26 protein-coding genes and 1 pseudogene are annotated in these 25,956 nt (G+C 64.6%); 9 read left to right on the top strand and 18 right to left on the bottom strand.

Going from position 1 to position 25,956, the window contains the following annotated elements:
- Window positions 1-8: 8 nt before the first annotated feature.
- Window positions 9-410: a cupin domain-containing protein gene (locus tag DX905_RS15555; RefSeq protein WP_116092152.1), complete on the top strand. Its 402-nt coding sequence runs from the start codon at window positions 9-11 to the stop codon at window positions 408-410.
- 26 nt (window positions 411-436) lie between these two features.
- Here DX905_RS15555 and DX905_RS15550 read toward each other — a convergent pair whose 3' ends face one another.
- The 9 genes from DX905_RS15550 to DX905_RS15510 form a co-directional block, all read right to left on the bottom strand.
- A complete protein-coding gene (locus DX905_RS15550) occupies window positions 437-1,363 on the bottom strand; it encodes a tyrosine recombinase XerC (RefSeq protein WP_116092151.1) in 927 nt (308 codons plus the stop codon).
- 57 nt (window positions 1,364-1,420) lie between these two features.
- Window positions 1,421-2,395 (bottom strand): SRPBCC domain-containing protein, encoded by a 975-nt coding sequence (locus tag DX905_RS15545; protein ID WP_162875671.1) that lies wholly within the window; start codon window positions 2,393-2,395, stop codon window positions 1,421-1,423.
- Window positions 2,396-2,397: 2 nt separating this feature from the next.
- Complete coding sequence (locus DX905_RS15540; protein ID WP_116092149.1) at window positions 2,398-2,703, bottom strand: ArsR/SmtB family transcription factor; 306 nt, start codon at window positions 2,701-2,703, stop codon at window positions 2,398-2,400.
- A 146-nt stretch (window positions 2,704-2,849) separates the two neighbouring features.
- The gene (gene gorA / locus DX905_RS15535; protein WP_116092629.1) at window positions 2,850-4,193 is read right to left on the bottom strand and encodes a glutathione-disulfide reductase; all 1,344 of its coding nucleotides are present in this window, start codon (window positions 4,191-4,193) and stop codon (window positions 2,850-2,852) included.
- Between the two features lie 116 nt (window positions 4,194-4,309).
- Window positions 4,310-4,957, bottom strand: coding sequence for a cysteine hydrolase family protein (locus DX905_RS15530; protein ID WP_240320898.1), 648 nt, complete (start codon window positions 4,955-4,957; stop codon window positions 4,310-4,312).
- A 36-nt stretch (window positions 4,958-4,993) separates the two neighbouring features.
- Window positions 4,994-5,866 (bottom strand): NAD(P)-dependent oxidoreductase, encoded by an 873-nt coding sequence (locus DX905_RS15525; protein WP_116092148.1) that lies wholly within the window; start codon window positions 5,864-5,866, stop codon window positions 4,994-4,996.
- A 67-nt stretch (window positions 5,867-5,933) separates the two neighbouring features.
- A complete protein-coding gene (locus DX905_RS15520) occupies window positions 5,934-6,734 on the bottom strand; it encodes an SDR family NAD(P)-dependent oxidoreductase (RefSeq protein ID WP_116092627.1) in 801 nt (266 codons plus the stop codon).
- A gap of 2 nt (window positions 6,735-6,736) precedes the next feature.
- On the bottom strand, window positions 6,737-7,948 hold the full coding sequence (locus DX905_RS15515; protein WP_116092147.1) for a zinc-dependent alcohol dehydrogenase: 1,212 nt from the start codon (window positions 7,946-7,948) through the stop codon (window positions 6,737-6,739).
- A 26-nt stretch (window positions 7,949-7,974) separates the two neighbouring features.
- On the bottom strand, window positions 7,975-8,547 hold the full coding sequence (locus DX905_RS15510) for an SRPBCC family protein (protein WP_116092146.1): 573 nt from the start codon (window positions 8,545-8,547) through the stop codon (window positions 7,975-7,977).
- Window positions 8,548-8,722: 175 nt separating this feature from the next.
- Between DX905_RS15510 and DX905_RS15505 the strand changes: the two genes are divergently transcribed.
- Complete coding sequence (locus tag DX905_RS15505) at window positions 8,723-10,042, top strand: M20/M25/M40 family metallo-hydrolase (protein WP_116092145.1); 1,320 nt, start codon at window positions 8,723-8,725, stop codon at window positions 10,040-10,042.
- Here DX905_RS15505 and DX905_RS15500 read toward each other — a convergent pair.
- Window positions 10,039-11,289, bottom strand: a complete 1,251-nt coding sequence (locus DX905_RS15500; protein WP_116092144.1) for a cysteine desulfurase-like protein — start codon at window positions 11,287-11,289, stop codon at window positions 10,039-10,041. The two genes, DX905_RS15505 and DX905_RS15500, sit on opposite strands and share 4 nt — an antisense overlap.
- 147 nt (window positions 11,290-11,436) lie before the next feature.
- On the opposite strand from DX905_RS15500, the gene DX905_RS15495 reads away from it, so the two are divergent.
- From DX905_RS15495 to DX905_RS15480, 4 genes are all read left to right on the top strand, one after another.
- Window positions 11,437-12,006, top strand: a complete 570-nt coding sequence (locus tag DX905_RS15495; protein ID WP_116092143.1) for a DNA-3-methyladenine glycosylase — start codon at window positions 11,437-11,439, stop codon at window positions 12,004-12,006.
- Window positions 11,999-12,427: a DUF1810 domain-containing protein gene (locus DX905_RS15490; protein WP_116092142.1), complete on the top strand. Its 429-nt coding sequence runs from the start codon at window positions 11,999-12,001 to the stop codon at window positions 12,425-12,427. Before DX905_RS15495 ends, DX905_RS15490 begins: the two co-directional genes overlap by 8 nt.
- Window positions 12,428-12,444: 17 nt before the next feature.
- Window positions 12,445-13,068: a peptidylprolyl isomerase gene (locus tag DX905_RS15485; protein WP_116092141.1), complete on the top strand. Its 624-nt coding sequence runs from the start codon at window positions 12,445-12,447 to the stop codon at window positions 13,066-13,068.
- A gap of 68 nt (window positions 13,069-13,136) precedes the next feature.
- The gene (locus tag DX905_RS15480) at window positions 13,137-14,753 is read left to right on the top strand and encodes an FAD-dependent oxidoreductase (protein WP_116092626.1); all 1,617 of its coding nucleotides are present in this window, start codon (window positions 13,137-13,139) and stop codon (window positions 14,751-14,753) included.
- Here DX905_RS15480 and DX905_RS15475 read toward each other — a convergent pair.
- Window positions 14,704-16,883, bottom strand: a pseudogene (locus DX905_RS15475) (ComEC/Rec2 family competence protein). The gene DX905_RS15480 and the pseudogene DX905_RS15475 sit on opposite strands and share 50 nt — an antisense overlap.
- A gap of 12 nt (window positions 16,884-16,895) precedes the next feature.
- Here DX905_RS15475 and gltX point away from each other — a divergent pair.
- Together gltX and DX905_RS15465 are read left to right on the top strand one after the other, a co-directional pair.
- On the top strand, window positions 16,896-18,356 hold the full coding sequence (gene gltX, locus DX905_RS15470) for a glutamate--tRNA ligase (RefSeq protein ID WP_116092140.1): 1,461 nt from the start codon (window positions 16,896-16,898) through the stop codon (window positions 18,354-18,356).
- A gap of 14 nt (window positions 18,357-18,370) precedes the next feature.
- Window positions 18,371-19,651: a citrate synthase gene (locus tag DX905_RS15465; RefSeq protein ID WP_116092625.1), complete on the top strand. Its 1,281-nt coding sequence runs from the start codon at window positions 18,371-18,373 to the stop codon at window positions 19,649-19,651.
- Between the two features lie 80 nt (window positions 19,652-19,731).
- Here the strand turns inward: DX905_RS15465 and tgt are convergent, their stop codons facing one another.
- The gene (gene tgt, locus DX905_RS15460; RefSeq protein ID WP_116092139.1) at window positions 19,732-20,877 is read right to left on the bottom strand and encodes a tRNA guanosine(34) transglycosylase Tgt; all 1,146 of its coding nucleotides are present in this window, start codon (window positions 20,875-20,877) and stop codon (window positions 19,732-19,734) included.
- Window positions 20,878-20,978: 101 nt separating this feature from the next.
- Here tgt and DX905_RS15455 point away from each other — a divergent pair, with 101 nt between their 5' ends.
- Entirely contained in the window at window positions 20,979-21,596 is a 618-nt protein-coding gene (locus DX905_RS15455) for a trimeric intracellular cation channel family protein (protein WP_116092138.1), read from the top strand.
- A gap of 63 nt (window positions 21,597-21,659) precedes the next feature.
- On the opposite strand, the gene DX905_RS15450 is transcribed toward DX905_RS15455, so the two are convergent.
- From DX905_RS15450 to DX905_RS15425, 6 genes are all read right to left on the bottom strand, one after another.
- Window positions 21,660-22,199, bottom strand: coding sequence for an adenine phosphoribosyltransferase (locus DX905_RS15450; protein WP_116092137.1), 540 nt, complete (start codon window positions 22,197-22,199; stop codon window positions 21,660-21,662).
- Window positions 22,200-22,268: 69 nt separating this feature from the next.
- Window positions 22,269-23,306 carry a tRNA preQ1(34) S-adenosylmethionine ribosyltransferase-isomerase QueA gene (gene queA / locus DX905_RS15445; RefSeq protein WP_116092136.1) on the bottom strand — a complete coding sequence of 346 codons (1,038 nt, stop codon included), beginning with the start codon at window positions 23,304-23,306 and terminating at the stop codon, window positions 22,269-22,271.
- A gap of 83 nt (window positions 23,307-23,389) precedes the next feature.
- Complete coding sequence (locus tag DX905_RS15440; protein ID WP_420822145.1) at window positions 23,390-24,238, bottom strand: peptidylprolyl isomerase; 849 nt, start codon at window positions 24,236-24,238, stop codon at window positions 23,390-23,392.
- A gap of 20 nt (window positions 24,239-24,258) precedes the next feature.
- A complete protein-coding gene (gene coaD / locus DX905_RS15435; protein WP_116092135.1) occupies window positions 24,259-24,741 on the bottom strand; it encodes a pantetheine-phosphate adenylyltransferase in 483 nt (160 codons plus the stop codon).
- Complete coding sequence (locus DX905_RS15430) at window positions 24,738-25,637, bottom strand: polyprenyl synthetase family protein (RefSeq protein ID WP_420822154.1); 900 nt, start codon at window positions 25,635-25,637, stop codon at window positions 24,738-24,740. The genes coaD and DX905_RS15430 overlap by 4 nt, the downstream gene beginning before the upstream one ends.
- Before the next feature lie 7 nt (window positions 25,638-25,644).
- A complete protein-coding gene (locus tag DX905_RS15425) occupies window positions 25,645-25,890 on the bottom strand; it encodes an exodeoxyribonuclease VII small subunit (protein WP_116092133.1) in 246 nt (81 codons plus the stop codon).
- Window positions 25,891-25,956 lie beyond the last annotated feature (66 nt).

The following is a 25,956-nucleotide window of genomic DNA, read 5'->3' as shown; positions in this document are numbered from 1 at the left end:
GACGATCTATGAAGCTGATCCCGATCACCACGTTCCTTGCTTTTGCGGCCGGCGGTGGCGTCGCGCTGCAGGCGCAGACTGCGCAATTGGCGGGAACCACGCGCGCCGAACTCCAGCGCCACGATCTCAGCATCCCCGGACGCGAGGTGATCCAGGCGCGGGTGGGCGTCGCACCCGGAGGAGAAGCCGCCCGGCACAAACATCCGGGCGAGGAAATCGTCTACGTCCTACAGGGTTCGCTCGAATATCGTCTCGACGGACGGCCGCCGGTAACGCTGGGCGCCGGCGAGGTCTTGTTCGTGCCCGCAGGCGTACCCCATTCGGTGCGCAATGTCGGTCGCGACGCTGCACTCGAGCTCGCCACCTATGTGGTCGAAAAGGGAAAGCCGCTCCTTGTTCCGGTTCCATAAGCCGGCCGCCAGCCGCCATGTCGCGGTCAGGCGCGCGGATGCGCGTTGCGGTAGACGTCGAGCAGATGCGCGGTATCGACGCCGGTATAGACTTGGGTTGAGGACAGGCTGGCGTGGCCGAGCAGCTCTTGCAGCGAACGCAGGTCGGCTCCCCGTCCCAACAAGTGCGTCGCGAAGCTGTGGCGCAGCGCGTGCGGCGTCGTGCGGTCACTCAGGCCGAGACGGGCGCGAGCGGCACGCACCGCGCGGCGGATGATATCGGCCGACAGCGGGCCGCCCTTGGCGCCCCGGAAGATCGGGAGATCGCGGCTCACGCCCCAGGGGCTGGCGCCGATATAAAGTTCGATCGCTTCGCGCACCGGAGCGAGCAGCGGCACGACCCGCGTTTTGGCGCGCTTGCCGGTGACGATCAGCGTTTCGCCCAGCGGCAGCACCGCGCCGGTCAGCGCCACCGCTTCGCCGACGCGCAATCCCGCACCATAGAGTAGCAGTAATACCGCCTTGTCGCGCAGCCCGATCCACGGCTCGCGCCCCTCATCCTCGGCATCGTCGGCGATCGCGATCGCCTCGCTCGGCGAAACCGGCCGAGGCACGCCTTTCTTCACCCGTGGTCCGCGCAGCCGTGGCGGCGCAGCCACGCTTTCTCCTTTCGCGACGAATGCCAGAAAGCCGCGCACCGCCGACAATTCACGCGCCGCCGAAGCATTGGCGAGCCCCTCGCCTCGCCGCAACGCCAGAAAAGCGCGCAACTCCGCCGCATCGAGCCTCGCCAGGTCGGCGCTGTCGATCGCGGCGGCACGATGCTGCCCGAGAAACTGGATCAGTCGGCGCGCGGTCGCACCATAAGCGCGGATCGTATGTTCCGATCGGCGCCGGTCAGCACGCAAATGGCCCTCCCATTCTGCCGCCTTGGCAAAGGCCGGATGCGTATCGAGGGTAAGCTTGCGCGCCACCGGGCGATCCTATGCCAAAGCGCTTGTTCCAGGAAGCGGCCACCGCGCCGCGCCAAGCTACAGCGTCATGCCGTAGACCTTCCGGAGCATCTGGAAGCGTGTGCCGTCCCACTCCGTTGCGACATTGCGGGCGGCATCGTCCATCCCGTCGAGATGCCAGTGCCAGCCAGCCGCGAAGCCGATCACGGCGACATCGCCCGGCAGATCGTGGATCAGCCGCAAATGCGTTCCGGCAGCGTCCGGCGACAATTCGAACAGCACTTCGCTGTCTTTGCCTGCCGCACCTTCCGGCCAGGTGAAGCCGAAGCGGCGGGGCGGATCATAGCAGGTGATCGCGCCGTTCAGGCGGTGGCCGAACTCGCGGAACAGCAGTTCGAAGCGCCCGCCGACATGAGGATCGACCACTGCGTCGGCCTGCCACCAGCGGCTGATGCCGGCGGGCGTCGTCAACACGTCCCACACGGTCTCCGGCGAATGGTGCAATATCCGGTCGAACGTCAGCGTCTGGCGATCTCCCTGCGGCACGAGCCGCCCGTCGCGCGTCGCCTCGGGGCCGAAGCGGCGGGCATACTCATCGCGCAGCGCACACCAGTCGAGCGTCGCCGGAGCATCGCCGAGCGAGGCGGCGAGCTGCTCCATCAGGACGGTCCAGCCAGCCCCGGTACGCGGTGCCTCCTCGAATACCGGAAGGACATGCGTCAAGGTCAGCCGCGTGCCACCGTCCACCTCCTCCAATGCCCACCGGACGCGCCCGAAGGGCGGGACATTCTCAAACCAGCTATGCTCTAGGAGGTGCGGCGGCTCGTAGCGCAGCACATGCGCACGGCTTTCCATATCCATCGCTCCGAAGCGATAGTCGAAATGCGCGCCTTCGTGCAGCGCCGCGCCTTCGTCTCCCAGCCATTCAACGCCCATCCAGTCGGCGATCCGCGCCGGCGTCGAGACTGCCGCCCACACCTTTGCGATAGGGTGGGGATAGTCGCGCGTCAGTTGGAGCGTGCGGCTGGTGCCGGAATAAGCGACATCGGTCATGATCATTGCTCCCGATCGAGATGCGCGCCGAGCGCGTCGAGCTTTCCTGTCCAGAAAGTGCGGTAAGGCGCGAGCCAGCGGTCGAGCTCGGCCAGCGGCCCCGGCCGCAGCGAATAGATGCGGCGCTGCCTGTCACCGCGTACGTCCACGAGGCCGGCCTCGCGCAGCAGGCGGAGATGTTTGGATACGCCGGGCTGGCCGATCTTCATCGCCCCCACGATTTCGCCAGCGGCAAGTTCGCGCTCGCGCAGCAGGTCTAGGATCGCCCGGCGCCCGGGATCGGCGATGATTTCGAACAGCTTTTGCATGAGTCGTATATCGCCGTTCAGTTATATTTCTGTCAAGCGATATAAGCGGGCACGGCGTTTATCCGTCCGAACGGCCCGCGCTTCATGCCTGCTTGTGCAAACTTCGGCGAACAGTGGATCCGAATTCCCCGTTAGACGGGAAGCCTTCACCGCATCAGGACGAGCTCTTCCGCCATGCTCGGATGCAGCGCGACCGTATTGTCGAAGTCCTGCTTGGTAAGGCCGGCCTTCACCGCCACCGCCGCCGCTTGCAGAATCTCGGGTGCGTCCGGACCGATCATATGCAGGCCGAGCACGACGTCCGTGTCGGGGTGGACGATCATCTTGTAAAGCGCACGCTCGTTGCGACCGGCCAGCACGTTCTTCATCGCGCGAAAATCCGACGTGAACACCTTGATCGCGCCATATTTCTCGCGCGCCTTGCCCTCGGTCAGGCCCACGCCCGCCATCGGCGGATGGCTGAACACCGCCGCCGGCACATTGTCGTAATCCACCCGGTGCGGCTTGTTGCCGAAGATGGTGTCGGAGAAGGCTTGACCCTCGCGGATCGCCACCGGCGTCAGCTGGATGCGATCGGTGACGTCGCCGACCGCGTAGATGCTGTCGCAAGTTGATTTGTTGTCGTCGTCGACCTTGATCGCGCCTTTGACGTTGAGCTCGACGCCGGCATTTTCGAGCCCGAGGTCGGTCAGCGGCTTGCGCCCGGTGGCGAACATGATGGTGTCGCAGGGAATCGGATCGCCCTTGACCAGATGGATCAGCAGCGAACCATCCGCGAGCTTCTCGATCTTCTCCATCTCGACGTGGAACTTGAAGTCGATGCCCTTGCCGCTGGAGATCTGCAGCAGCCGGTCGCGGATCTGCTCGTCATAGCCGCGCAGGATGACATCCGTGCGGTTGATCACCGTTACATGCGAACCGAATTCGTGGAAGATGCCGGCGAATTCGTTGGCGATATAGCCCGCGCCGGCGATCACGATCCGCTTCGGCACGCCTTCCAGATGGAATGCTTCGTTCGACGTGATGCCGAATTCCTTGCCCGGAATGTCTGGTATCGCGGGCGTCGCGCCGGTCGCGACCAGGATATATTTCGCCGTAACGCTCCGTCCGCTGGCGAGCTTCACCTCGTGCGCCCCGGCGATGGTCGCACGCTCGTGGAGGACCTCGACCTTGTTGTTCTCCAGCGTCTCGCCGTAAATGCCGGAAATGCGCGTGACCTCCGCCAGCACATTGTCGCGCAGCGTCTTCCAGTCGAATTCGCACTCGGGCACTTTCCAGCCGAACCGGCGGGCGTCGGCGAGGTCCTCGGCAAAATGCGCGCCGTAGACGAGCAGCTTCTTTGGCACGCAGCCCCGGATGACGCAGGTCCCGCCGACGCGATACTCCTCAGCGATCGCGACCTTGGCGCCATAGCCGGCGGCAACGCGCGCCGCGCGCACCCCGCCTGAGCCTGCGCCGATCACGAACAGGTCTACGTCATATTCAGCCATCATGGTTTCCGGATCATTGATTGCTTGCGATGTAGGAGGCGCACCCCGCAGCGGCAAACATGAAAGCGCGGTCAGTCTGATCGATCGGCCTGCGCCGGCTGCGCGGTGTTCCCTGCCTAATTTTCGGCCGGCGACTGCTTCCGCGCGGCTTTGGCCCATCGCGGAAGCGTCAGTTTGTCGCTCGGCCGCACCTCCGCACCCATACTTTGTTTCATGATTTCAAGTGCCCAGCGACGGCGTTCGCGCGTCTCGGCGGCAACCGCATCTTCCGGAATCCACAGTTTATAGTCGCGCATATGCGCGTCCGCCGCCGTGAACAGCACGCAGATGTCCGCGGCAATGCCGGTGATCACGAGCCGATCGACGCCCAGCTTCGGCAGCAGCACCGGCAGGTTGGTGGAGTAAAAGCCGGAAAATTGCGGCTTGATCACGAAATAATCGCCGTCACGCGGTGCCAGCTTGGCAACGAACTCGCGCACCCCCTCGCCCTCCGTCGCCAGCGCACGCTCGACGAGCCGGTAGCGCTCCGAGTGCCACTCCCCGAAATTGTCGTTGACGTAGATTACCGGCAGCCGCGCTTTGTCCGCCGCCTCGCGCAGTTTGAGGATCGTGGCGGCGGCGGCAACCGTGTCGCGCAGCATCGCGTCCGCGCCGGCGAAATCCATGTTGGTGATCATGTCGAGGATGATCAACGCGGTGTTGCCGCGCGGTGCGTCGCGAAAAGGCGCCGTTGCCCGGCCCTGGTTCATGATGCTCTTCGCCATGCGTCCTCAACGGCGGGCCCGGCATTCGTTTCCCGGTTACAGGCCAGCATCGGCTGCAATGATCCTGCCGATGCCGGACCAGTCGATGTCATCGCCTTCCCGCGCGATCGTGGACAGCAGATGGTCGCGCAGTATCGCCAACACCGGCATCGGCACCCGCGCGTCGGTTGCGGCCTCGCTCACCAGGTTCATGTCTTTGAGACCGAGTGGGGCGGCAAACCCGGCAGGACGAAAGGCCTCGTCCACCAGGATGTTGCCATAGGTGTGATAGACCGGTGCCCCGAACAAGGTACCGGTCAGCACCTCGAGCAACTTAGCCTTGGGCACTCCGCCCTTTTCGGCGAGCGTCATCGCCTCGGCGAGCGTCTCAATCACCGACAGGATGGTGAAATTGCCGCACAATTTGACGAGGTTTGCCGCCGGGGCGTAATCGCCGATCGCAAACGTCTTCTGACCGATCGCATCGAACAAGGGTTGGCAGGTTACCAGCGCAGCGGCAGGGCCCGCTGCGGCGATGAACAATTTGGCCGCTTCCGCCGCTGCCGGGCGCCCAAATACCGGCGCGGAGAGGAGCGTCGAGCCATGGTCGGCATGCCCCTGCGCGAGCCGCTCCGCCAGCGCGAGGCTGATCGTGCTGTGCGAGACATGGATCGCTGTGCCCGGCCCCGACAAAATGCCGTCGACTCCGAACGTCACGGCTTCGACCGCCTTATCGTCGGCGAGCATCGTGTGGACGACCGCGCCTTGCGCTGCCTCCGCGGGCGTGGCTACGTTCTTCGCTCCTTCGGCAACAAGTGCCTGCGCCTTGTCCGGCGAGCGATTCCAGACAGCGACGTCATGCCCCGCCTTGAGCAGGTTGCGCACCATCGCGCTCCCCATATTACCAAGGCCGATGAACCCTATTTGCATGCGGATGCTCCATAGAAAAAGGCCGCCCCGGCTTTCACCGCGGCGGCCTCAAAAGCCAGGATTGCCGTCAGTCCTCGGTGTTGCTGGAATTCTTGGCGGTACCTGGCTCCGCCATCAGCGTATGGCGGTGGGCCAAGACGCGGTCCGGCGTGATGTGGCTCATCGCCGCCTGCAGCTTGTTCATCCACCCCGACACGACATGACCCGCGCCGGAATTCATCGCGTCCCAGCCATTCTTGGCGGTTGCCGACGGATCCTCCTTCTTGTCGACGCCCACCTTCGTGTCCATCATGTCGGCACGCTCGAAGAATTCGGTCTCGGTCGGCCCCGGCATCAGCACCGTGACCGTGATCTCGGTGTCGCGCAGCTCCTCGCGCAGCGCGTAGGAGAAACTGTCGAGATAAGCCTTGGTGCCGTTATACACCGCCTGGTAGGCGCCAGGGATAAGGCCCGCGATCGAGCCGGTGATCAGGATCTTGCCCTCGTTGCGCGCAACCATCTGCTGCGCCACCTTTTGCAGCAGATAGGTGGTGCCAGTGACGTTGGTGTCGATCACGCGGCGCCAGTCGGCGACGTCCTGATCGACGAAAGCGCGTCCCAGGCCACGGCCGGCATTCGCCACCAGCACGTCGATCGGCCGGCCATTCGCCGCGGCGAGCAGCTTGTCATTGCCCTCGAACGTCGCGAGGTCAGCCTCGATCGAGGTCACCTGCGTGCCGTGACGCTTGAAGTCGTCGGCGGCATTGTTGATCAACGGCTCGTCGGCGACGACCAGCAAGTCATAGCCGTCCTGCGCCGCCAGATGGGCGATCTCAAAGCCGATGCCGGTCGAGGCACCGGTAACGATCGCGAGCTTTCCGTTACCCATCATCATTCTCCCGAAGCAGGCATTTCGACCTTGGTCTTCTCAAGTCCCGGCTTGAGAACGATCTTGGTCGTCTCGTTCTGATAGTCGTGGAACAGCTTGTAGCCGTCCGGCGCATTCTCCAGCGGCAAGCGGTGCGAGATCAGGAAGGTGGTATCTACCTTGTCTTCCATGATCGCGTTGAGCAGGCCGGGCAGATAATGCTGCACGTGCGTCTGGCCCGTCTTCATGGTCAGGCCCTTCTCCATGAAAGCGCCCATCGGGAATTTGTCGACAAAACCGCCATAGACGGCCGGAACCGACACGCGCCCGCCCTTGCGGCAGGCGAGAATCACCTGCCGAAGCGCATGGATGCGATCCGTGCCGAGGAACGTCGAGACCTTGAGCTGATCGATCACGTTGTCGACGAACAGGCCGTGCGCCTCCAGGCCAACGCTGTCGATGACCGCGTCGGGGCCGATCCCGCCGGTCATTTCCATCAGCGCGTCATAGACCTTGGTGTCGTTGAAATTGATTGTCTCGGCACCGAACTTCGCCGCCAGCTCCAACCGGCGTGGGAAATGATCGATCGCGATCACGCGCCGCGCGCCCATCAGGAAAGCCGACTGGATCGCGAACAGTCCGACAGGTCCGCAACCCCAAACCGCCACGGTGTCGCCAGGCTCAATGTCAGCGTTCTCAGCCGCCATCCAGCCGGTCGGCAGAATGTCGGAGAGGAACAGCACCTTGTCGTCGTCCACACCGTCGGGAATCACGATCGGGCCGACGTCCGAATAGGGCACGCGTACATATTCGGCCTGACCGCCCGAATAGCCGCCGGTCATGTGGCTGTAGCCAAACAGGCCCGCCATGCGGTTGCCGTAGGCCAATTCCGAAATATCCTGATTATCTGCGGGGTTGGAATTGTCGCAGCAGCTATATTGATGCTTCTGACAGAAATAGCAGGCGCCGCAGGAGATGGTGAACGGCACCACCACGCGTTGGCCTTTCTTCAACGTCGAGCGAGCGCCGACCTCGACCACCTCGCCCATGAACTCATGGCCGAGGATGTCGCCCGTCTGCATCGTTGGGATATAGTGGTCGTACAGGTGAAGATCCGATCCGCAGATCGCGGTCGAGGTGATCTTGATGATGGCGTCGCGCGGGTTGATGATCTCGGGATCATCGACCGTTTCCATGCGGACGTCGTGCTTGCCGTGCCAGGTCAGAGCGCGCATTCGGCTTATCCTTGAATAGAGTTCGGTTAAGCGGCGGTCGGCAGATCGGTCGCCTCGGCGCGGGTTCGCGCGGACGTGCTGATCTCGCCGGTCTCCATGAACTGCTTGAAGCGTCGCAGGTCGCGGCGCGATTGCAGCGCGGGCTCGCGCTGGAACAATTTCGCGAAGAATTGCGCGATCGCACCACCCGGCGGGTCATAGGCAATCACCGCGCGCACTACCGTGCCACGGTCCGCAACCTCGTGAAATTCGATCTTGCCGGAGTTGCGGACTTCCGCCCCTTCGACCGATTCCCATGCGATAAGTTTGCCGGGCTGATCCTCGGTCACGATTGATTCCCATTCGACCGTGCGGCCGCCCGGTGCCTTAACCACCCAGGTTGAACGATTGCGGTCGGCGACGTCGATCCGCTCGATATTCTCCATCACTTGGGTCAGATTGGAGAAGTCGCGCCAAAAATCGTAAAGTTCTTGCGCAGGCTTAGCGATCGTCACGACCGAGGCGATCACGCTCTTTTCATCGCGGGCGGCCTCACTTGTGCGCACGTCGCCATCGCGCGCGGCTGTGGCCGGCACGTCTACTGTATCGGGGGCGCTCATATTCGCTCCTGCTTTACGGTGTCTGATCTGTGGCTCTTCAACCAGCCGACGCGGCGAGGGTTCCCCCGAGGAGGCTCGGCTCATGAGCTCGACCGAAACAAAAGTCGCATAACTAACGTAGGTTAGGAGCAGGCGGCGCTTGCCCGAACCATCGCGCCGCCGCAGGATGTCGCCCATGAAAAAGCTCCCGATCCTGCTGCCCGCTTTTCTCCTCGTTGCAGCCGCTCCGCCCTCGCCAGACCCCCGCGCCCTCCACGCCACGGTCGCCAAGCTGGTGAGTTTCGGCACGCGCCACACATTGTCCAGCACCTCAGATCCAACGCGTGGCATCGGAGCGGCGCGCCGATGGGTGGCGAGCGAGTTCACGATCCTTAGCGGCAAATGTGGCGACTGCCTCGCCGTCGAGACGATAGGCGACAACTTCACGGGCCCTCGCGCTCCTGGCGGCGTGCGCGTTGAGGACGTGATCGCAATCCAGCGGGGTACCACCGACCCGGATCGCGTCGTAATCGTGCAGGGCCATATCGACAGCCGGGTCAATGACGTCATGGACTCAACCGCCGATGCGCCCGGAGCCGATGACGATGCTTCGGGCGTGGCCTTAGTGATGGAGGCGGCGCGCTTGCTGTCGGGCGAGAAATTTCCCGCGACCATCGTCTATGCGGCTTTGTCGGGCGAAGAGCAGGGGTTGTGGGGCGGCAAGCTGCTGGCGACCACCGCCAAGGCTCGGGGGTGGAAGGTCGCCGCCGTGCTCAACAACGATATCGTCGGCAATACCCACGGTATTGGCGGCGAGCACATTACCGATCGCGTACGCGTGTTCAGCGAAGGCATCCGCGCAGCTGCCGATCCCTCCGACGTCACCCAGCAGCGCGGCATCGGTGGCGAGGATGACAGCCCATCCCGCGCACTGGCGAAGGCAGCCCTTCGCACAGCGCAGGCGCATCGCGACATCGGTCTGAAGGTAGTGGCGGTGCGCCGCCCAGATCGCTTTCAGCGGGGTGGCGACCATATCCCGTTCCTCGAGCTCGGCTTCCCTGCGGTGCGCTTCACCGAAGCGACCGAGGATTATGACCGCCAGCATCAATTGGTGCGGACGGAGAATGGCCGCCGTTATGGCGACACGATCGACTGGGTAGATTTCCCCTATCTCGCCCGGGTCACCGCGCTGAATGTCACGCTGTTGCGGGAGCTTGCATCAGCCCCCGCGGCTCCTGGCCGCGTTGTTATTTCCGGTGCCGTGAGCGACGACACCCACGTCGCCTGGGACGCGGTACCTGGCGCGGCGGCCTACCGCATCCGCTGGCGCAGCGCCGACGGCAACGCATGGACCGACAGTCGCGATCTTCCGGCCGGGGCCACCTCGGTCGATTTACCGCACGTCAATATCGACGACCATTTCTTCGGCGTGTCGGCCCTATCGAACGGCGGCGCGGAAAGCCTGGTAACGTTCGGCGGCGTGCCCCCCGCCCCGCCCGTCGGCAGCAAACGCTAAAGCGCGCGTAACGCGTCGATCAGGCGATCGACCTCTGCGGCGGTGCTGTAATGGCACAGGCCGATGCGGACGAGCCCGCCGGATTCCTCCAATCCTAATCGGGCAATAACCTCGACCGCATAGAAATGGCCCGACCAGGCGAAGATCCCCTGCTCGGCCAGCGCACGCGCAACATCGTCGGGATGGTGGCCATCGATCGTGATGGCGAACGTCGGCACGCGGCCGTCCATCGTCGGCCGGCCCCATAATTTAAGCCCCGGAATTGTGGCGAAGCCGGCGAGCAGGCGGTCGCCGAGTTCGCGCTCATAGGTGACGCATGCCTCCATGGCAGAGCGCAATCTTTCGGGCCGGCTATTGGCAGAGCAGAAATGGCCTCCCAGCCAATCGAGATATTCGATCGTACCCAGCACACCACCCTGCGCCTCGAACGAAGCCGTACCGGTTTCGAAGCGGTGCGCAGGCGGGTTGGGGTCGGCGGGGCGCACCTTGTAAGCCTCGATCGACGCGAGCAGATCGGCTCGGCCCCATAATACGCCCTGATGCGGCCCGAAGAATTTATAAGGCGAGCAGACCAGCAGATCGCAGCCGAGCGTGCGCACGTCGGTCGGCACATGCGGCACCGACTGGACCGCATCGACGAACAACAAGGCGTCGGAACCGGTCTTCACCAGCTGCGCGATCCGCGGGATGTCGTTGAGCGTGCCGAGCGCATTGCTCGCACCGCCAACTGCGACCAGCCGCGTCTGCGGCCCGATCAGCCCCGGAAGCGCCTCCAGATCGAGCACGCCGGTTTCGGGATCGAAGTCGATCCAGCGCACCTTCATCTGCTTGTCTCGCGCGATCAGCAGCCACGGCGCGACGTTGGCGTCATGATCGAGGCGTGACAGGACCAGCTCGTCATCGGCCTGCCATCCCTGAGCCAGTGCGCGTGAGGCCGCAAAAGTAAGCGAGGTCATGTTTGCTCCGAACGCGATCTCTCCCGGCTCCGCACCGAGTAGATCGGCCATAGACTGGTGCGCCGCCTCGCTCAGCGCGTCGGTTTCGCGTGAGGTCACGAAGTCCCCGCCGGAATTGGCGGTGCCGGACCGCAGATGCGCTACCATGCCGTCGATCGCGTCCTGGCAGATCTGCGTTCCGCCCGGTGCGTCGAAATAGACGCGTGGCCGGCCGTCGTCCGTCACGCCTAGAGCAGGAAATCGACCGCGTACCGCCTCTATCGGAAAATCCACTCGACACCTCAACTTCATCGAAGCTGTATTGCTTCGCTACGCTCGCAATGATCAATTGAGCCCGCCCCGTCATTGCGAGCCGCGCGGAGCCGAAGCAATCCGGATTCAAGCGTCAAATTGGTCTCGCTATCGATCTCCATCCCCCGATCGGGCAGGAACGGCGTGATGAGCAACCCCGTTCCCAGCGATTTCTGGACGCAACCCGTCGTACCACTAGCCCGGGCTTTGATCGGCGCGAGCTTGCTGGTCGATGATGTCGGCGGAATGATCGTGGAGACGGAGGCCTACGATATCGACGATCCCGCCAGCCACGCCTTCGGTGGTCCTCGCGGTCGCAATCTGGTGATGTTCGGTCCCGTCGCGCACGCTTACGTTTACAAAATCTATGGCATCCACTGGTGCCTCAACTTTGTCGGCGGCGCGCATCCGGGCAGCGCAGTTCTGATCCGTGCGATCGCGCCGACCCATGGCCTTGAGACGATGATCGCCCGCCGAGGCCTGCCGGATCCGCGCGCTTTGTGCAGCGGCCCCGGCAAGCTCGCCCAGGCGATGGGGATCACCAAGGCATTGGATGGCGCTCCCCTCGACCAGCCACCATTCCAGCTGTCGCTGGGCGGGCTGGCGGATGTGGTCGTCGGGCCGCGCATCGGCATCACCAAGGCGATCGATCAGCCGTGGCGGTTCGGCCTGCGCGGATCACCGTTCGTGAGCCGCGCGTTCCCCAAGAATGGCTGACCCTTTCCATCTCGATCGCTTCGTCCGGGCCCAGGCGGAAATATACGATACCGCGCTGGACGAACTGAGGGCCGGCCGCAAGACCAGCCACTGGATCTGGTTCATATTCCCGCAGATCGCTGGCCTGGGCCGCAGTCCAACCGCACGCCATTATGCGATCGGTTCGCTGGAGGAGGCGCAAGCCTATCTTCACCATCCCCTACTGGGAACTCGATTGGCAGAATGTTTGGCAGCATTGCAAGCGCTTGGGCGCACCAGCGCAGATGCCGTGTTCGGTTCGCTGGATGCGATGAAGTTTCGTTCTTCACTGACGCTCTTCCACGCGGCAGACCCAGGCAATATTACCATCCGGGACGCCTTAGACAGTTGGTTCGACGGGCAGGAGGATGAGGCGACGCTTGAGCTTCTCCGCGGCGCATGATCAGCTATGGCTAAGCCATGCTGCAACGAATCGCCTTTCTCCTTTGCCTGCTGGCAGCCCCTGCCCTTGCGCAGTCACCTCCTGCTGCCCCCGCACCTGCTCCAATAGCCAAGCCCGCTACGGTTCGGGTAGCATTGGAAACGGCTGCCGGTACCATCACCGTGGAGATAGAAACCGAGCGCGCGCCGATCACCGCCGCCAACTTCCTGCGCTATGTCGATCAGAAGCGTTATGACGGGACCGCCTTCTATCGCGCCGATCCGGTCGCGCCGAATTTCGGCTTGATCCAGGGCGGCACGCGCAACGATCCCAAGCGCACGCTCAAGCCGATCCCGCACGAGCCGACGACAAAGACCGGGCTCAGCAATACCGATGGCGCCATCTCGATGGCCCGCGGCGCGCCTGGCACCGCCACCAGTGACTTCTTCATCATCATCGGGGACATGAGCGGGCTAGATGCCAAACCGGATCAGCCTGGCGATAATCTCGGCTTCGCTGCCTTCGGCCATGTTGTCGACGGCATGGATGTGGTGCACAAGATCCTGGCGTCGCCGACCTCGCCGACCGCCGGAGAAGGCGTGATGAAGGGGCAGATGCTGGAGCCGAAGATCACCATTCTCCACGCGCGCCGCGTGATTTAGCAACGGTCATGGGGGATTCACCGCCAGAAGTGACCGCGGGGCCGGATTTTGGTGGCCGCGAGGAACAGATGTTCCCGACGCTCACGGCGGCCCAGATCGCGGCCGCCCGTCGCTTCGCCAGCGGTGAGCCGCAGCGTTTCGAACCCGGCGCTGAGATGTTCGCGGTCGGCGCCCGCAATGCGCCGGCCTGGCTGGTGCTCGAAGGATCGATCGATGTCGTACGCCGCGACGGGCTCGGCCATGAATCGGCGATCGTCAGCCATCATGCCGGCCAATTTTCGGGCGAGATCAGCCAGCTGGGTGGCCGCGCCTCGCTCGCCGCCGGGATTGCCGGCAAGGACGGCTGCTTGGCCGTGCCCTTCGATGCGGCACATCTGCGCGCGCTGCTGATCGGGTCGGCGGATCTCGGCGAATTGCTGATGCGCGCCTTCATCCTGCGTCGGGTCGGGCTGATCAATGCCGACAATGTCGGGTCGATCCTGGTTGGACGGCCCGAAGATCCGGATCTCGTCCGGCTGACCGGCTTCCTGACGCGCAACGGTTATCCGCATTCGACCATGGATGTGGAAACCGACGAGGGTCGCGAACTGGTCGAGCGCCTCGCGGTCCAGCCGAGCGACCTGCCGCTGATGATCTGCCCCAACGGCACCGTACTCAAGCATCCGGGCGATGCCGAAGCGGCGCTGTGCCTGGGCATGACCCCGGAACTGGAACCCGACAAAATCTACGACGTGATCGTCACCGGTGCTGGCCCCGCCGGCCTCGCGACTGCGGTCTACGGCGCGTCCGAAGGTTTGTCCGTGCTGGTGCTCGATACGCGCGCCTTCGGCGGCCAGGCCGGCGCCTCGGCGCGGATCGAGAATTACCTCGGCTTTCCGACCGGCATTTCTGGCCAGGCGCTGGCCGGCCGCGCCTTTACCCAGGCAACGAAGTTCGGCGCCGAGCTCGCTATTCCCCTCTCCGCAGACCATCTCCATTGCGACGAGGAAACGGAGGCTGGTTTCCGGCTCGATCTCAATAACGGCACGACCGTGCGGGCGCGTACGGTCGTGATAGCCTCCGGCGCGCGCTATCGCCGCCCGGATGTGCCCAAGCTTGAGGAGCTTGAAGGGGCCGGCATCTCCTATTGGGCGTCCCCGATCGAGGCCAAATTATGCGCCGGGGAGGAAGTCGCACTGGTCGGCGGCGGCAATAGCGCCGGTCAGGCCACCGTCTTCCTCGCGCCACAGGTCGAGAAATTGAACCTGATCGTCCGCCGCCCGCTCGAAGAGACGATGTCCAAATATCTGATCGACCGGATCGCGGCTCTGCCTAACGTCGAACTGCACGTCGGCAAGGAAGTCGTGGCGCTGGAAGGTGACCGCGCCACAGGCCTGAAAGCCGTGACCTTCCGCTGCCGCACTACCGGTGCCGAGCATCATTGCGCGCTCAGCCACCTGTTCCTGTTTATCGGCGCCGATCCCAATACCGCCTGGCTCAACGATTGCGTTGACCTCGATGCCAAGGGCTTCGTGGTGACCGGCCAGGACGGCGCGGCACCGCTGGAGACAAGCCGCCGCGGCGTGTTCGCTGCCGGCGACGTCCGTTGCGGCTCAACCAAGCGCGTCGCCGCCGCGGTTGGCGAAGGCGCCGCCGTCATCGCCCAGATTCACGCCTTTTTGGGCGCGGAGACGACGTCCGCCTGACGATCCATGGATGACGGTCATTACCGTTGACCGTGCGCACGCTCGCTCCGGCAAGATTGATCGCTACGCCCCCGCTCTGTGCCAGCGCCGGTGCGTCAAGCTTGAGCCAGCGCGGGACGCAGGTGCGCGGCAGGCGACGGTCGCTGACGGCAATGTCGGCCCAGGCACAGGCGGTTTTGAATTGCTCGAGATCCAGCATGTAGGGGCTGCGCGTCGCCAGCATATGCCATCGGCGGCCGCCGCGCGGGATCACCGCGAGGCAAACATCACGCGTGCAGCGCGCGCCAGGAAGGGTGTCCAGGTCGAGCGCCGTTGACTGGACGCCGGATCCCTCCCCCAGTTGTTGGCGGACATAATCCTTGGCGAGCGGGCGCAGGAGGTGGAGTGCGCCGTCCGGCGTGCGCACCGCGAGATGCTTGCCATCTCCCGTGATGAGCAGATCGGGCGCCGGCGTGAGCAGCGCCCAGGTCATTCCGATCACCAGCGGGAGCGTCCCCAATCGGCGCATATGCGTGCGCCACAGCGCGATCCACAGGCCACCCGCGACCATCAGCAGGAAGGCGCCGAGCGGCATGGAAGGCAGCGCCGCGACGGCGCCGGGGAACGCTGCGACATGGCGGGCCAGTCCTAGCAACAATGCCAACGCCTTACCGGCCAGCCACCACGCCGGACCACCCAGCCCCACGCAATCGAACAATAAGGCGAGCGCTTCCAGCGGCATGATTATGAAGGTTGTCAGTGGGATGGCGATGATGTTGGCGAAGGCGCCGTAGAGCCGGCGCGATGAAAATGATAAGCGGCGATCGGCATGAGCGCGATCTCGACCAGGAAGCCGGTCGCCAGCAGCGTCGCCAGCTCGCGAAGCAAACGGCGGGGCCAGCCCTCTTCACGCTTCAGCACCCAGGCCCGCACCCGCGGATGTTCGTGAAAGGCGATGATGGCGGTGACGGCGGCAAAGCTCAGCTGGAAGCTGGGGCCGACCAGCGCCTCGGGCCGGAACAACAGGACGACCAGCGCGCCGGTCGCCACCAGCCGCAAGGTCATCGCCTCTCGCCCGAGCGCGATGCCCGCCAGCACCAGCATTGCCGCGACGCACGAGCGAACGGTCGGCACTTCCGCACCGGAGAGTAAAGTATAGCCCAACCCCGCCAGTGCGCCCGCACCGGCCGCGATCAGCAGCAACGGTGCGCGCAATGCGAGCCACTGCGACAGCGCCAGCAGTCGCAATGTCAGCAGCATCGTCGCCGCGATCACTGCCGTTACATGAAGGCCGCTGATCGACAGAAGATGCGCTAGCCCCGATTGTCGGAAGGCATCGGAATCCGCCTGATCGATTGCGCCGACATCGCCCGTGACGAAGGCAGCGGCGACACCACCCGCGCTGCCCTCCAGACGGCCTTGGATATGGGCGGTCAATCGCGCACGCCGATCCGCCAGCCATGCCATGAAGCCGCCCTTCGCCGGCGCCGGCGACACTAGGCTGACCTCGCCCAGCCCCTTTCCGGTCGCGCCGATACGCTGGAACCAGGCCACGCGCGCGAAATCGTAGGCGCCCGGCAATGGCGCGGGCGGCGGCGCCACCAACCGTGCGCGCAGCGTCACTCGTGCGCCCGGCACAACCCCCTCGGGCACCTGCTTGTCGTCAAACGAGACGCGCACCTGCGGTGGAAGCCCCGGCTGCGCTTCGGGCGCAAGCAGCAGCCGAACCTTCTGCTTTGCCGGCAGCTTCGATACGGCGGCGACCTTGGCGGTCATCGTAACAACCGCGGTGCGTGCCAGTACCGGCGCAGACACCTGTTCACTGCGCGCCCATGCCAGTGCGCAGCCCAATGACGCCGTCAGCAACATCCAGGCCAGGGCCCGCGCCGCGCGTCCACGCCACGCCAAGGTCAATGCCAGCAGGGCCCCTACCGCGCTCACCGCCAGGAAGATCCGCCATGCATGCGCATCGGGCAGGCCGAACCAGGCGGCAATTCCGGTCGCCAGTCCGACCGGCAGCCATAAGGGCAGCTGGTCGCGCTCCGCCTCCAACCAGAGCTCGATACGCGCCACGAAGTGGCGCGGACGCGTCAAAATACCCCTCCCGCGCGTTTGTGGGGTCCGAAGCGCTATGCTAGGGGCGCTCACCATTTTTCATCGGCCATGGCCGGCACAGCTTGGGAGACAGGCGCTTTGGGCGCAAGCACCGCTGCGGGCGGCGAGGTCGTGACACGGTTCGCGCCCTCCCCAACCGGCTTTCTGCACATTGGGGGGGCGCGTACCGCCCTGTTCAACTACCTATATGCCAGGCATATGGGCGGGCGGTTCCTGCTGCGGATCGAGGATACCGATCGCGCGCGTTCGACTCAGCCAGCCATCGAAGCGATCCTCGATGGGATGACTTGGCTCGGTCTCGATTGGGATGGCGAGGTCGTTTATCAGTTCGAACGCGCCCAGCGCCATGCCGAGGTCGCGCAGGCCCTGCTCGACAAGGGTGCCGCCTACCGCTGCTACGCGACTGCCGAAGAACTCGAGGCGATGCGCGCCGAGCAGCGCGCCGCCAAGCTGCCAATGCGCTATGACGGGCGCTGGCGCGATTGCGCGCCCGGTCTCGAGCAAGAGGGAAAGCCGTTCGTCGTCCGCCTGCGTGCCGAACGCGAGGGCGAGACTATCATCGATGATCGCGTTCAAGGGCCGGTGACAGTCCAGAATGCTGAATTGGACGATATGGTGCTGCTGCGTTCGGATGGGACGCCCACGTACATGCTCGCGGTTGTGGTCGACGATCACGACATGGGCGTCACGCACGTCATTCGTGGCGACGATCACCTCAACAATGCCTTTCGCCAGATGGGCATCATCCACGCCATGGGCTGGCAGGAGCCGGTCTACGCCCATATCCCGCTGATCCATGGCGCGGATGGCGCGAAGCTGTCCAAGCGGCACGGCGCTCTCGGTGTCGACGCTTATCGGGACGAGATGGGTATGCTGCCCGAGGCGGTGAACAATTATCTGCTGCGTATGGGCTGGGGCCATGGTGACGACGAATTCATCAGCCGCGAGCAGGCAATCGAATGGTTCGATCTGGACGCGGTCGGGCGCGCACCCGCGCGCTTCGATTTGAAGAAGCTCGAGAATCTCAACGGCCATTATCTGCGCGAGGCGGACGATGCCCGCCTCGCCGCTTTGGTGGCGCCAAAAATCCAGGAAAATATAGGTCCGGACGGGCCAGATTTGCTGCGCCGCGCCATGCCGTTTTTGAAGGTGCGCGCCAAATCTATCAATGAGATAGCGGATAGTGCCAGCTTCCTGTTTCGCACCCGCCCGTTGGACGTGGACGAGGGCGCGGCGAAGCTGCTAGAGGACGGCGCTCGCCAGCTTCTGGCGCGCACCCGGGACGCGCTCGCGGCCGTCGGGGACTGGAGCGCACCTGCGCTCGAGGCCGCGATCCGCGAGGTTGCGGAGGAAGCTCAGATCGGCCTTGGCAAGGTCGCGCAGCCGCTGCGCGCCGCCCTGACCGGCCGGACGACCTCACCGGGTATCTTTGACGTATTGGCGCTCCTCGGCCGCGAGGAGAGCCTGGCGCGGCTTTCGGATCAGGTCGATCCGGCGGCGGGACATTGATGGAGTTGAGTGAAATGGCCGACAGCACGATCAGCATCGGTGGCAAGGATTTCGACTATCCGGTTCTTTCGGGCACGACCGGCCCCGACGTCATCGATATTCGCAAGCTGTACGGCCAGACCGGCGCCTTCACCTACGACCCCGGTTTCACCTCCACCGCGAGTTGCGAAAGCGGGCTGACCTATATCGACGGCGATGCCGGCGTCCTTCTTCACCGCGGCTATCCGATCGATCAGCTCGCCGAGCAGTCGAGCTTTCTCGAGGTGGCCTATCTCCTGATCCATGGCGAGTTGCCGAGCCAGGACGAGCTCACGACTTTCACCACCACCATTACGCGCCACACGATGGTGCATGAGCAGCTGGCCAAATTCTTCTCGGGTTTTCGCCGCGATGGCCATCCGATGGCGATCATGTGCGGCGTCGTCGGCGCGCTCTCAGCCTTCTACCCGGATTCGACCAACATCACCGATCCGAAGCAGCGCATGATCTCCATGCACCGCCTGATCGCCAAGATGCCGACGATCGCGGCGATGGCTTACAAATATTCCATTGGTCAACCATTCGTCTATCCGCGCAACGATCTGTCCTACACGGCCAATTTCCTGCGGATGACCTTCTCGGTGCCGGCGGAGCATTACGAGCCTGATCCGGTGATCGTGGATGCGATGGACAAGATCTTCATCCTCCACGCCGATCATGAGCAGAATGCATCGACCTCGACCGTGCGTCTCGCCGGCTCGTCGGGCGCCAATCCGTTCGCCTGTATCGCCGCGGGTATCGCCTGCCTGTGGGGCCCGGCGCATGGCGGCGCCAACGAGGCTGCGCTTAACATGCTGCGTGAGATCGCTACCCCCGACCGCATTCCGGAATATATCGCGCGCGCCAAGAACAAGGACGATCCGTTCCGGCTGATGGGCTTCGGCCACCGCGTCTACAAGAATTTCGATCCGCGCGCGAAGGTGATGCAGAAGACCGCCGCGGACGTGCTGGAGAAGCTCGGCGTCACCGATCCGATCTTCGACGTCGCCCGCGAGCTGGAGCAGATCGCGCTCAAGGATGAATATTTCATCTCCAAGAAGCTCTACCCGAACGTCGATTTCTATTCGGGCGTAATCCTGTCGGCGATCGGCTTCCCGACGACGATGTTCACCGTGCTGTTCGCACTTGCCCGCACCGTCGGCTGGGTCGCGCAATGGAACGAGATGATTTCGGATCCCGAGCAGAAGATCGGCCGCCCGCGCCAGCTCTACACCGGCCCGACGCAGCGCGATTACGTCGAAGCCGGCAAGCGGTAAGGGCGCCCCAGGGCCGGATGCCGTTCCCCGGGGAAGGCGGGGATCGAGCTAATACAGTTCGTGCGCAGCAGTGCCCCGCACTATCGCGGGGATGTCGTCGACGCAGAACGGTTGCCATAATATCGTGCCCGAAATGCATCGGCCCATTCTGTTAACCTTCCGGCTGCGATCGCCTCGCGCAAACCCGCCATAACCTGTTGATAAAACCACAGATTATGTTCGGTCAGCAGCATCGCGCCGAGCATCTCGCCTGCCTTGGTGAGGTGATGGAGATAGGCCATGCTCCAGCCGCCGATCGGTGAGTCCGGATCCAGCGGCGCCAGATCCTCGGCCCATTTGGCGTTGCGCAGATTGACCGGCCCATCCCAGGTGAAGGCCTGGCCATTACGCCCGGAACGCGTCGGCAAGACGCAGTCGAACATATCGATCCCGCGCTCGACCGCGCCGACGATATCGTCCGGCTTACCGACCCCCATCAAATAGCGCGGCTTGGCCGGATCAAGCTGCCCGGGCGCGAAATCAAGGCAGGCGAACATTGCCTCCTGGCCCTCGCCCACTGCCAGCCCGCCGACCGCATAGCCATCGAAACCAATATCCAGCAAAGCATTGGCGGAAGCCTTGCGTAGTCCTTCGTCGAGGGCGCCTTGCTGGATGCCGAAGATCGCCGCCGCCTCAGCATGTGCGCCGCCGGCATCGAACGCGGCGCGGCTGCGCTTCGCCCAGCGCATCGACCGCTCCATTGCCGCCAGCTGGACCTCGCGCGTCGAAGTGGTCGGCACCAGCTCATCGAATGCCATCACGATGTCCGAACCGAGCAGGCGCTGGATTTCGATCGAGCGTTCCGGGCTCAGCATGTGCGCCGAACCATCGAGATGGCTCTTGAACGCCACACCATCCTCACTGCGCTTGGTCAGCGCCGAGAGGCTCATCACCTGGTAACCGCCGCTATCGGTCAGGATCGGGCGTTCCCATCCCGAAAAATTGTGTAGCCCACCCAGCTTGGCGACGCGCTCGGCGCCCGGCCGCAGCATGAGATGATAGGTATTGCCGAGGATGATGTCCGCCCCGGTCGCGCGCACCTCCGCCGGCCGCATCGCCTTGACGGTGCCCGCCGTCCCGACCGGCATGAAGGTAGGTGTGCGGATCACACCGCGTCGCATGGCGATTTCGCCGGTACGCGCTTTTGCGTCGGTGGCATGGATGGTGAACTGGAAGCGGGATGTCATGCGTGCCGCTTAAAGGTTGAGCGTGTGCGGTGGAAGCACCGTGGCCTCCCTGGCCGCAGCTACGGCATGACGGCGCCTTCCCGCCTGCGTATGCAGCCTTTATGGACTGGCCGCTTCATTCGCTCCTCCCATGGCTCGATCTGGCTGGGCTGGCAGTATTCGCCGCGTCGGGAGCGCTTGCTGCAGCTCGCAAGCGCCTCGACTTCGTCGGCGCCTGTTTCTTTGCACTTATCACCGCAACCGGCGGCGGAACGTTGCGCGACATCCTGATCGGCGCGCCGATCTTCTGGATGCGGAATGCCGATCCTGTCGTCTTGTGCGTGGCAGTCGCGCTCGCTGTGTGGATGGTGCCGCTTCGCTGGTGGCCCGAGAAAACCTTGGACTGGATGGATGGCGCCGGCTTGGCGGCATATGCCGTTTACGGAGCCGGAAAGGCGCTGGCCTATGGAATAACGCCGATCTCCGCCGTAGCGGCCGGGGTCATTACTGCCTGCTTAGGAGGCGTGATCCGCGACATCACCGCCGGCGTCCCATCTGTGCTGATGCGGCACGAACTGTATGTCACGGCAGCTTTGGCAGCAGCCGCGGCATTCGTCGGACTTGGCGCGCTTGGACTAGCGACGCCATGGCCGGCCTATATCGCCGTGGTGCTCGGATTCGTCCTGCGCGGCGCTGCCATAAGGTGGCGTCTGGCGCTCCCGCCCCATCCGGGCAAATGAAGGCGAGGGGCGACAAGCGGCATCAGGCAGCCGGGAAAACACTGCGTTGGGAGCGGTTCTAACTCAATCGCCTTCGAAGGCGATCAGGTGATGCACCACAACCCCGGCAGCCCGCAACCTGTCCGCACCGCCCAGCTCAGGCAGGTCGATCACAAAGGCAGCGGCGTCGACCACCGCACCTGTCGACCTGAGCAATTCCACGGCCGCCAGTGCCGTGCCGCCGGTGGCGATCAGGTCGTCGACCAGCACGACCCGCATCCCCTCGCCGCAGGCATCGGCGTGCATTTCCAGCCGGTCCGTGCCATATTCCAGTTCGTAGTCGACACCGACGCGCGCGCCCGGCAGCTTGCCGGGCTTGCGCAGCATCAGCAGCCCGCATTTGAGCTTGTAGGCGAGGGCTGCGGCGAAGACGAAGCCACGCGCCTCGATCCCGGCTACCAGCTGCACGCCCTCGCCGGCAATCGAGGCTGCCATCCGATCGATCGCCTCGGCAAAGCCTGGCCCATCAAGCAGCAACGTGCTGATGTCGCGAAACTGAATGCCCGGCTTGGGGTGATCGGGGATGGTGCGGATCAGCGCCTGAAGATCAGCGTCGAGCGACATTGCAGCACTCCATAAGGGCAGGAACGGTCATCGCGCGGCTGCAGCTGCATAGCCGACGCACCGCGAAAGTCAGCCTGCATGCAGCGGCAAAAGCAAGCTGGCATCGCCATAGGAGTAAAAGCGATAACCCTCGGCGATCGCATGCGCATAAGCCGCCTGCATCCGCTCGCGCCCCATCAGCGCCGAGACCAGCATGAACAGGGTCGATCGCGGCAGATGGAAATTGGTCAGCAGCCCGTTGATGGCACGAAAGCGATAGCCCGGCGTGATGAAGATCGACGTATCGCCCTCGAACGGGCGGATGATTCCGTCCTCCCCGGCCGCGCTTTCGATCAGGCGCAGGCTGGTCGTGCCGACCGCAATCAGACGGCCGCCCCTGGCGCGTACCGCATTGAGCATGTCTGCAGTAGCGGCATCGATCCGGCCCCATTCTGCGTGCATGCGATGCGCGTCGGTATCGTCGGCCTTGACCGGCAGGAATGTCGCCGCGCCGACGTGGAGCGTGAGCATGGCGTGATCGATGCCGGCGGCATCGAGCGAGGCCAGGAGCTGCGGCGTGAAGTGGAGCGCGGCGGTGGGTGCCGCCACCGCCCCCGGTGCGGACGCGAACATCGTCTGATAATCGGACGCATCGCGCGCGTCGGTCGGGCGCTTGCCCGCGATATAGGGCGGCAGCGGCATCCGCCCGGCACGTTCCAGCAGCAACTCGACCGGCTCGTCGCCTTCGAACTCGAGCAATAGCGATCCATCCTCGCCTTTCGGTCCGGCGATCGCGGATACACCCTGGCCGAACTGGATGCGGTCGCCGACCCGCACCCGCCTGGCGTTGCGCACGAACGCGGCCCACGTTCGGGGCCCCTCACGTTTGTGCAGGGTCGCGCCCACGCGCGCTCCGCCACGCGCGCCCTCAAGCTGGGCGGGAATAACGCGTGTATCGTTGAACACCAGGCAATCGCCGCGCCGCAACAGGCCGGGCAGATCGCTTATACCGTGGTCCTCGGTGCGATCTCCATCCAGCAGTAACAGCCGCGCGCTGTCACGCGGGCTCGCGGGCCGCAGCGCGATCCGCTCGGCGGGAAGATCGAAATCGAACAGGTCGACGCGCATTGCGGGTTGGTCCCAATCCTGCCGCTTGTCCCGCACTGGCTCAGCTGGTGTAGCCGCTCAGAACAGCGGTGAACTTATCGCCCTTACCGGGGCCGGCGCTTCTTCTGCGCCTGCTGTGAAGCTGCGGCCGCATCGCCTGCCGCCTGAGCCGCACCCTGGGCGGCGACCTGCGCAGCAGCGGCCCGCTCGGTTGCGACCTTGGCATTGCCTGCCTTGGCGGCCTTGGCCGCATCACCCGCCGCCAGCGAGGCCTGCGCCGCCTGGACTGCCGCGCTGTCGGCTGCGGCCGAGGCGGCCTGGCTGGCGATCGGGGGGGTCGCGGCATCGGCCGGCGGCGCGCCGATCCACGCGCGCACCACCTTGGTCGGATTGGCTGGCGGCTCACCCTTCTCAATCAGGTCGACATAGGCCATGCCGGCATAGACCCGGCCGATTACCGTATATTTGCGATCGAGCGTCAGATTGGGCGCCAGCATGATGTAGAATTGGCTGTTGGCACTATCCTCGCCCTGTGCGCGCGCCATTGCCATCGCACCGCGCACATGGGGCAATTCATTGAATTCAGCCTTGAGGTCGGGAAGGTCGGAGCCACCCTCGCCCGTGCCCTTGGGATCGCCGCCCTGCGCCATGAAACCATCGATGACGCGATGGAAGATGGTGTTGTCGTAGAAGTGCCGGTTGGCGAGCACCTTCACCCGCTCGACCGCATTGGGTGCCTTGTCAGGCCGCAGCAGGATTGAGACGACACCGCCAGTCGAAAGCTGGATATTGAACGTGTTTTCGGGCGTCGGCGTGGGCGCCGCGCCGACTTCCGGAATGGCGATCGCCTTGACCTTGGGCTCGGCATAGCCCTGCGGGCCCGTCGTGGTCGATTGGGCCAGCAAAGGCGTGGCGAGACCAATCAGGCCCAATGCGAACAGCTTCAAAGACAAAGGCTTGAACTCCGTTTCTATCAGCGCGTGTGCGCGCGTATATCGGCCGCGACGGTCGCCGGCACGAAATGCTCAATATCGCCGCCGCCACGCGCAACATCCTTCACCAATGAGGATGCGATGTGCGCGAAAGCGGGTGCCGCCACCAGAAAGATGGTATCGACCTCAGGAGCCATCGTGCCGTTCATCGCCGCCATCGGACTCTCATAGTCGAGATCCGTGCCGCTGCGCAGCCCGCGCACGACGAATTGAGCACCCACCGAGCGTGCGAAGTCGACAGCGAGGCCGGCAAATTCCCTCACCTCAATGTCACCCTGGATCGCCATCACCTCACGCCGTAGCGCGGCGACGCGTTGCTCGAGCGTGAACAAGGGCGACTTCAGTGAATTGGTGGAGACGCCGATCACCAATCGGTCGGTAAGCTTTGCCGCCCGGCGAATGATATCGACATGGCCCAAGGTCAGCGGATCGAACGTGCCGGTATAGGCCGCGACCCGGCTCACCGATCGCGCTCCACCACATAATGCGCGATCGAACGCAGCAGGCTCGCCTCCGCGCCGAAGCCGACGAGATGCCCGATCGCCTGCTCCACCAATATTTCCGCCTGCTGGCGCGCACGTTCGGGGCCGAGCAGCGATACGAACGTCGCCTTGCCCTGCGCCGCATCCTTGCCGACCGCTTTGCCGGTAACGTCGGCCGCGCCCTCGACGTCGAGCAGGTCGTCCGCAATCTGGAAGGCCAGGCCGATATCGCGCGCATAAGCCCGGATCGGCCGGCGGCCTTCCGGTGGGATGTGGCCGAGGATCGCACCCGCTTCCAGGCAGAAGCCGATCAGGGCGCCGGTTTTGAGCTGCTGAAGGCGTGTGACGGCGGCGAGATCGAACGCGGCGCCGTCGGCTACCAGATCCATCATCTGTCCGCCCGCCATACCGGCCGGGCCTGACGCCTTGGCCAATTCGGCGGATAGCTCGATCCGCACGAAGGGGTCGGGGTGCGTCTCTGCGTCCGCGATCACTTCGAATGCGAGCGCATGCAGCGAGTCCCCGGCAAGCACCGCCGTCGCCTCGTCATAGGCCTTGTGCACCGTCGGTCGCCCGCGGCGCAGATCGTCATCGTCCATGCACGGCATATCGTCGTGGATCAGGCTGTAGACGTGGATGCACTCGATCGCGACGCCGACCCGCAAGGCAGGGACACGATCGACATGGAACAGGTCGGCGGCGGCGCGCACCAGCAGCGGCCGCAATCGCTTGCCACCGCCGATCGCGGCATGGCGCATCGCCTCATAGAGGCGCGCGCGCCCGTCCGCGGGCACCGGCAGCAGACGGTCAAACGTCTGGTCGATCTCCACGGCGATCCGGTCCATCGCCGTTCTCAGCGCGAGCGGCACGACGCTCATCTTGGTTTCAGCCGGCATCGAAGGGCTGGGTGCCGCGCGGGCTTCCGTCCGGCCCCAGCGTGATCTTCTCGATGCGCGCCTGGGCCGCCTGGAGCCGCGCCTCGCACTGACCGCGCAACTTGTCGCCCTCGGCATAAAGCTCAATCGATTCATCGAGACTGGCCTCGCCGCTTTCGAGGCGATGGACGATCGCCTCCAGCCGCTTCAGGGCGTCCTCGAAGGAAAGATCGGATATGGTGGGATCGTCGCTCATCGGCGGTGACTCTTGGGACCGGAGCGTTTCAGGGTCAAGGCAGCCGCAACGGTTCATCGGATCGGC

This window comes from Sphingomonas crusticola (assembly GCF_003391115.1).
In the GTDB taxonomy this organism is placed as follows: Bacteria; Pseudomonadota; Alphaproteobacteria; order Sphingomonadales; family Sphingomonadaceae; genus Sphingomonas_I; species Sphingomonas_I crusticola.
Note: the sequence above shows the minus strand (reverse complement) of the source record. Positions and strands in the feature narration are given on the sequence as shown.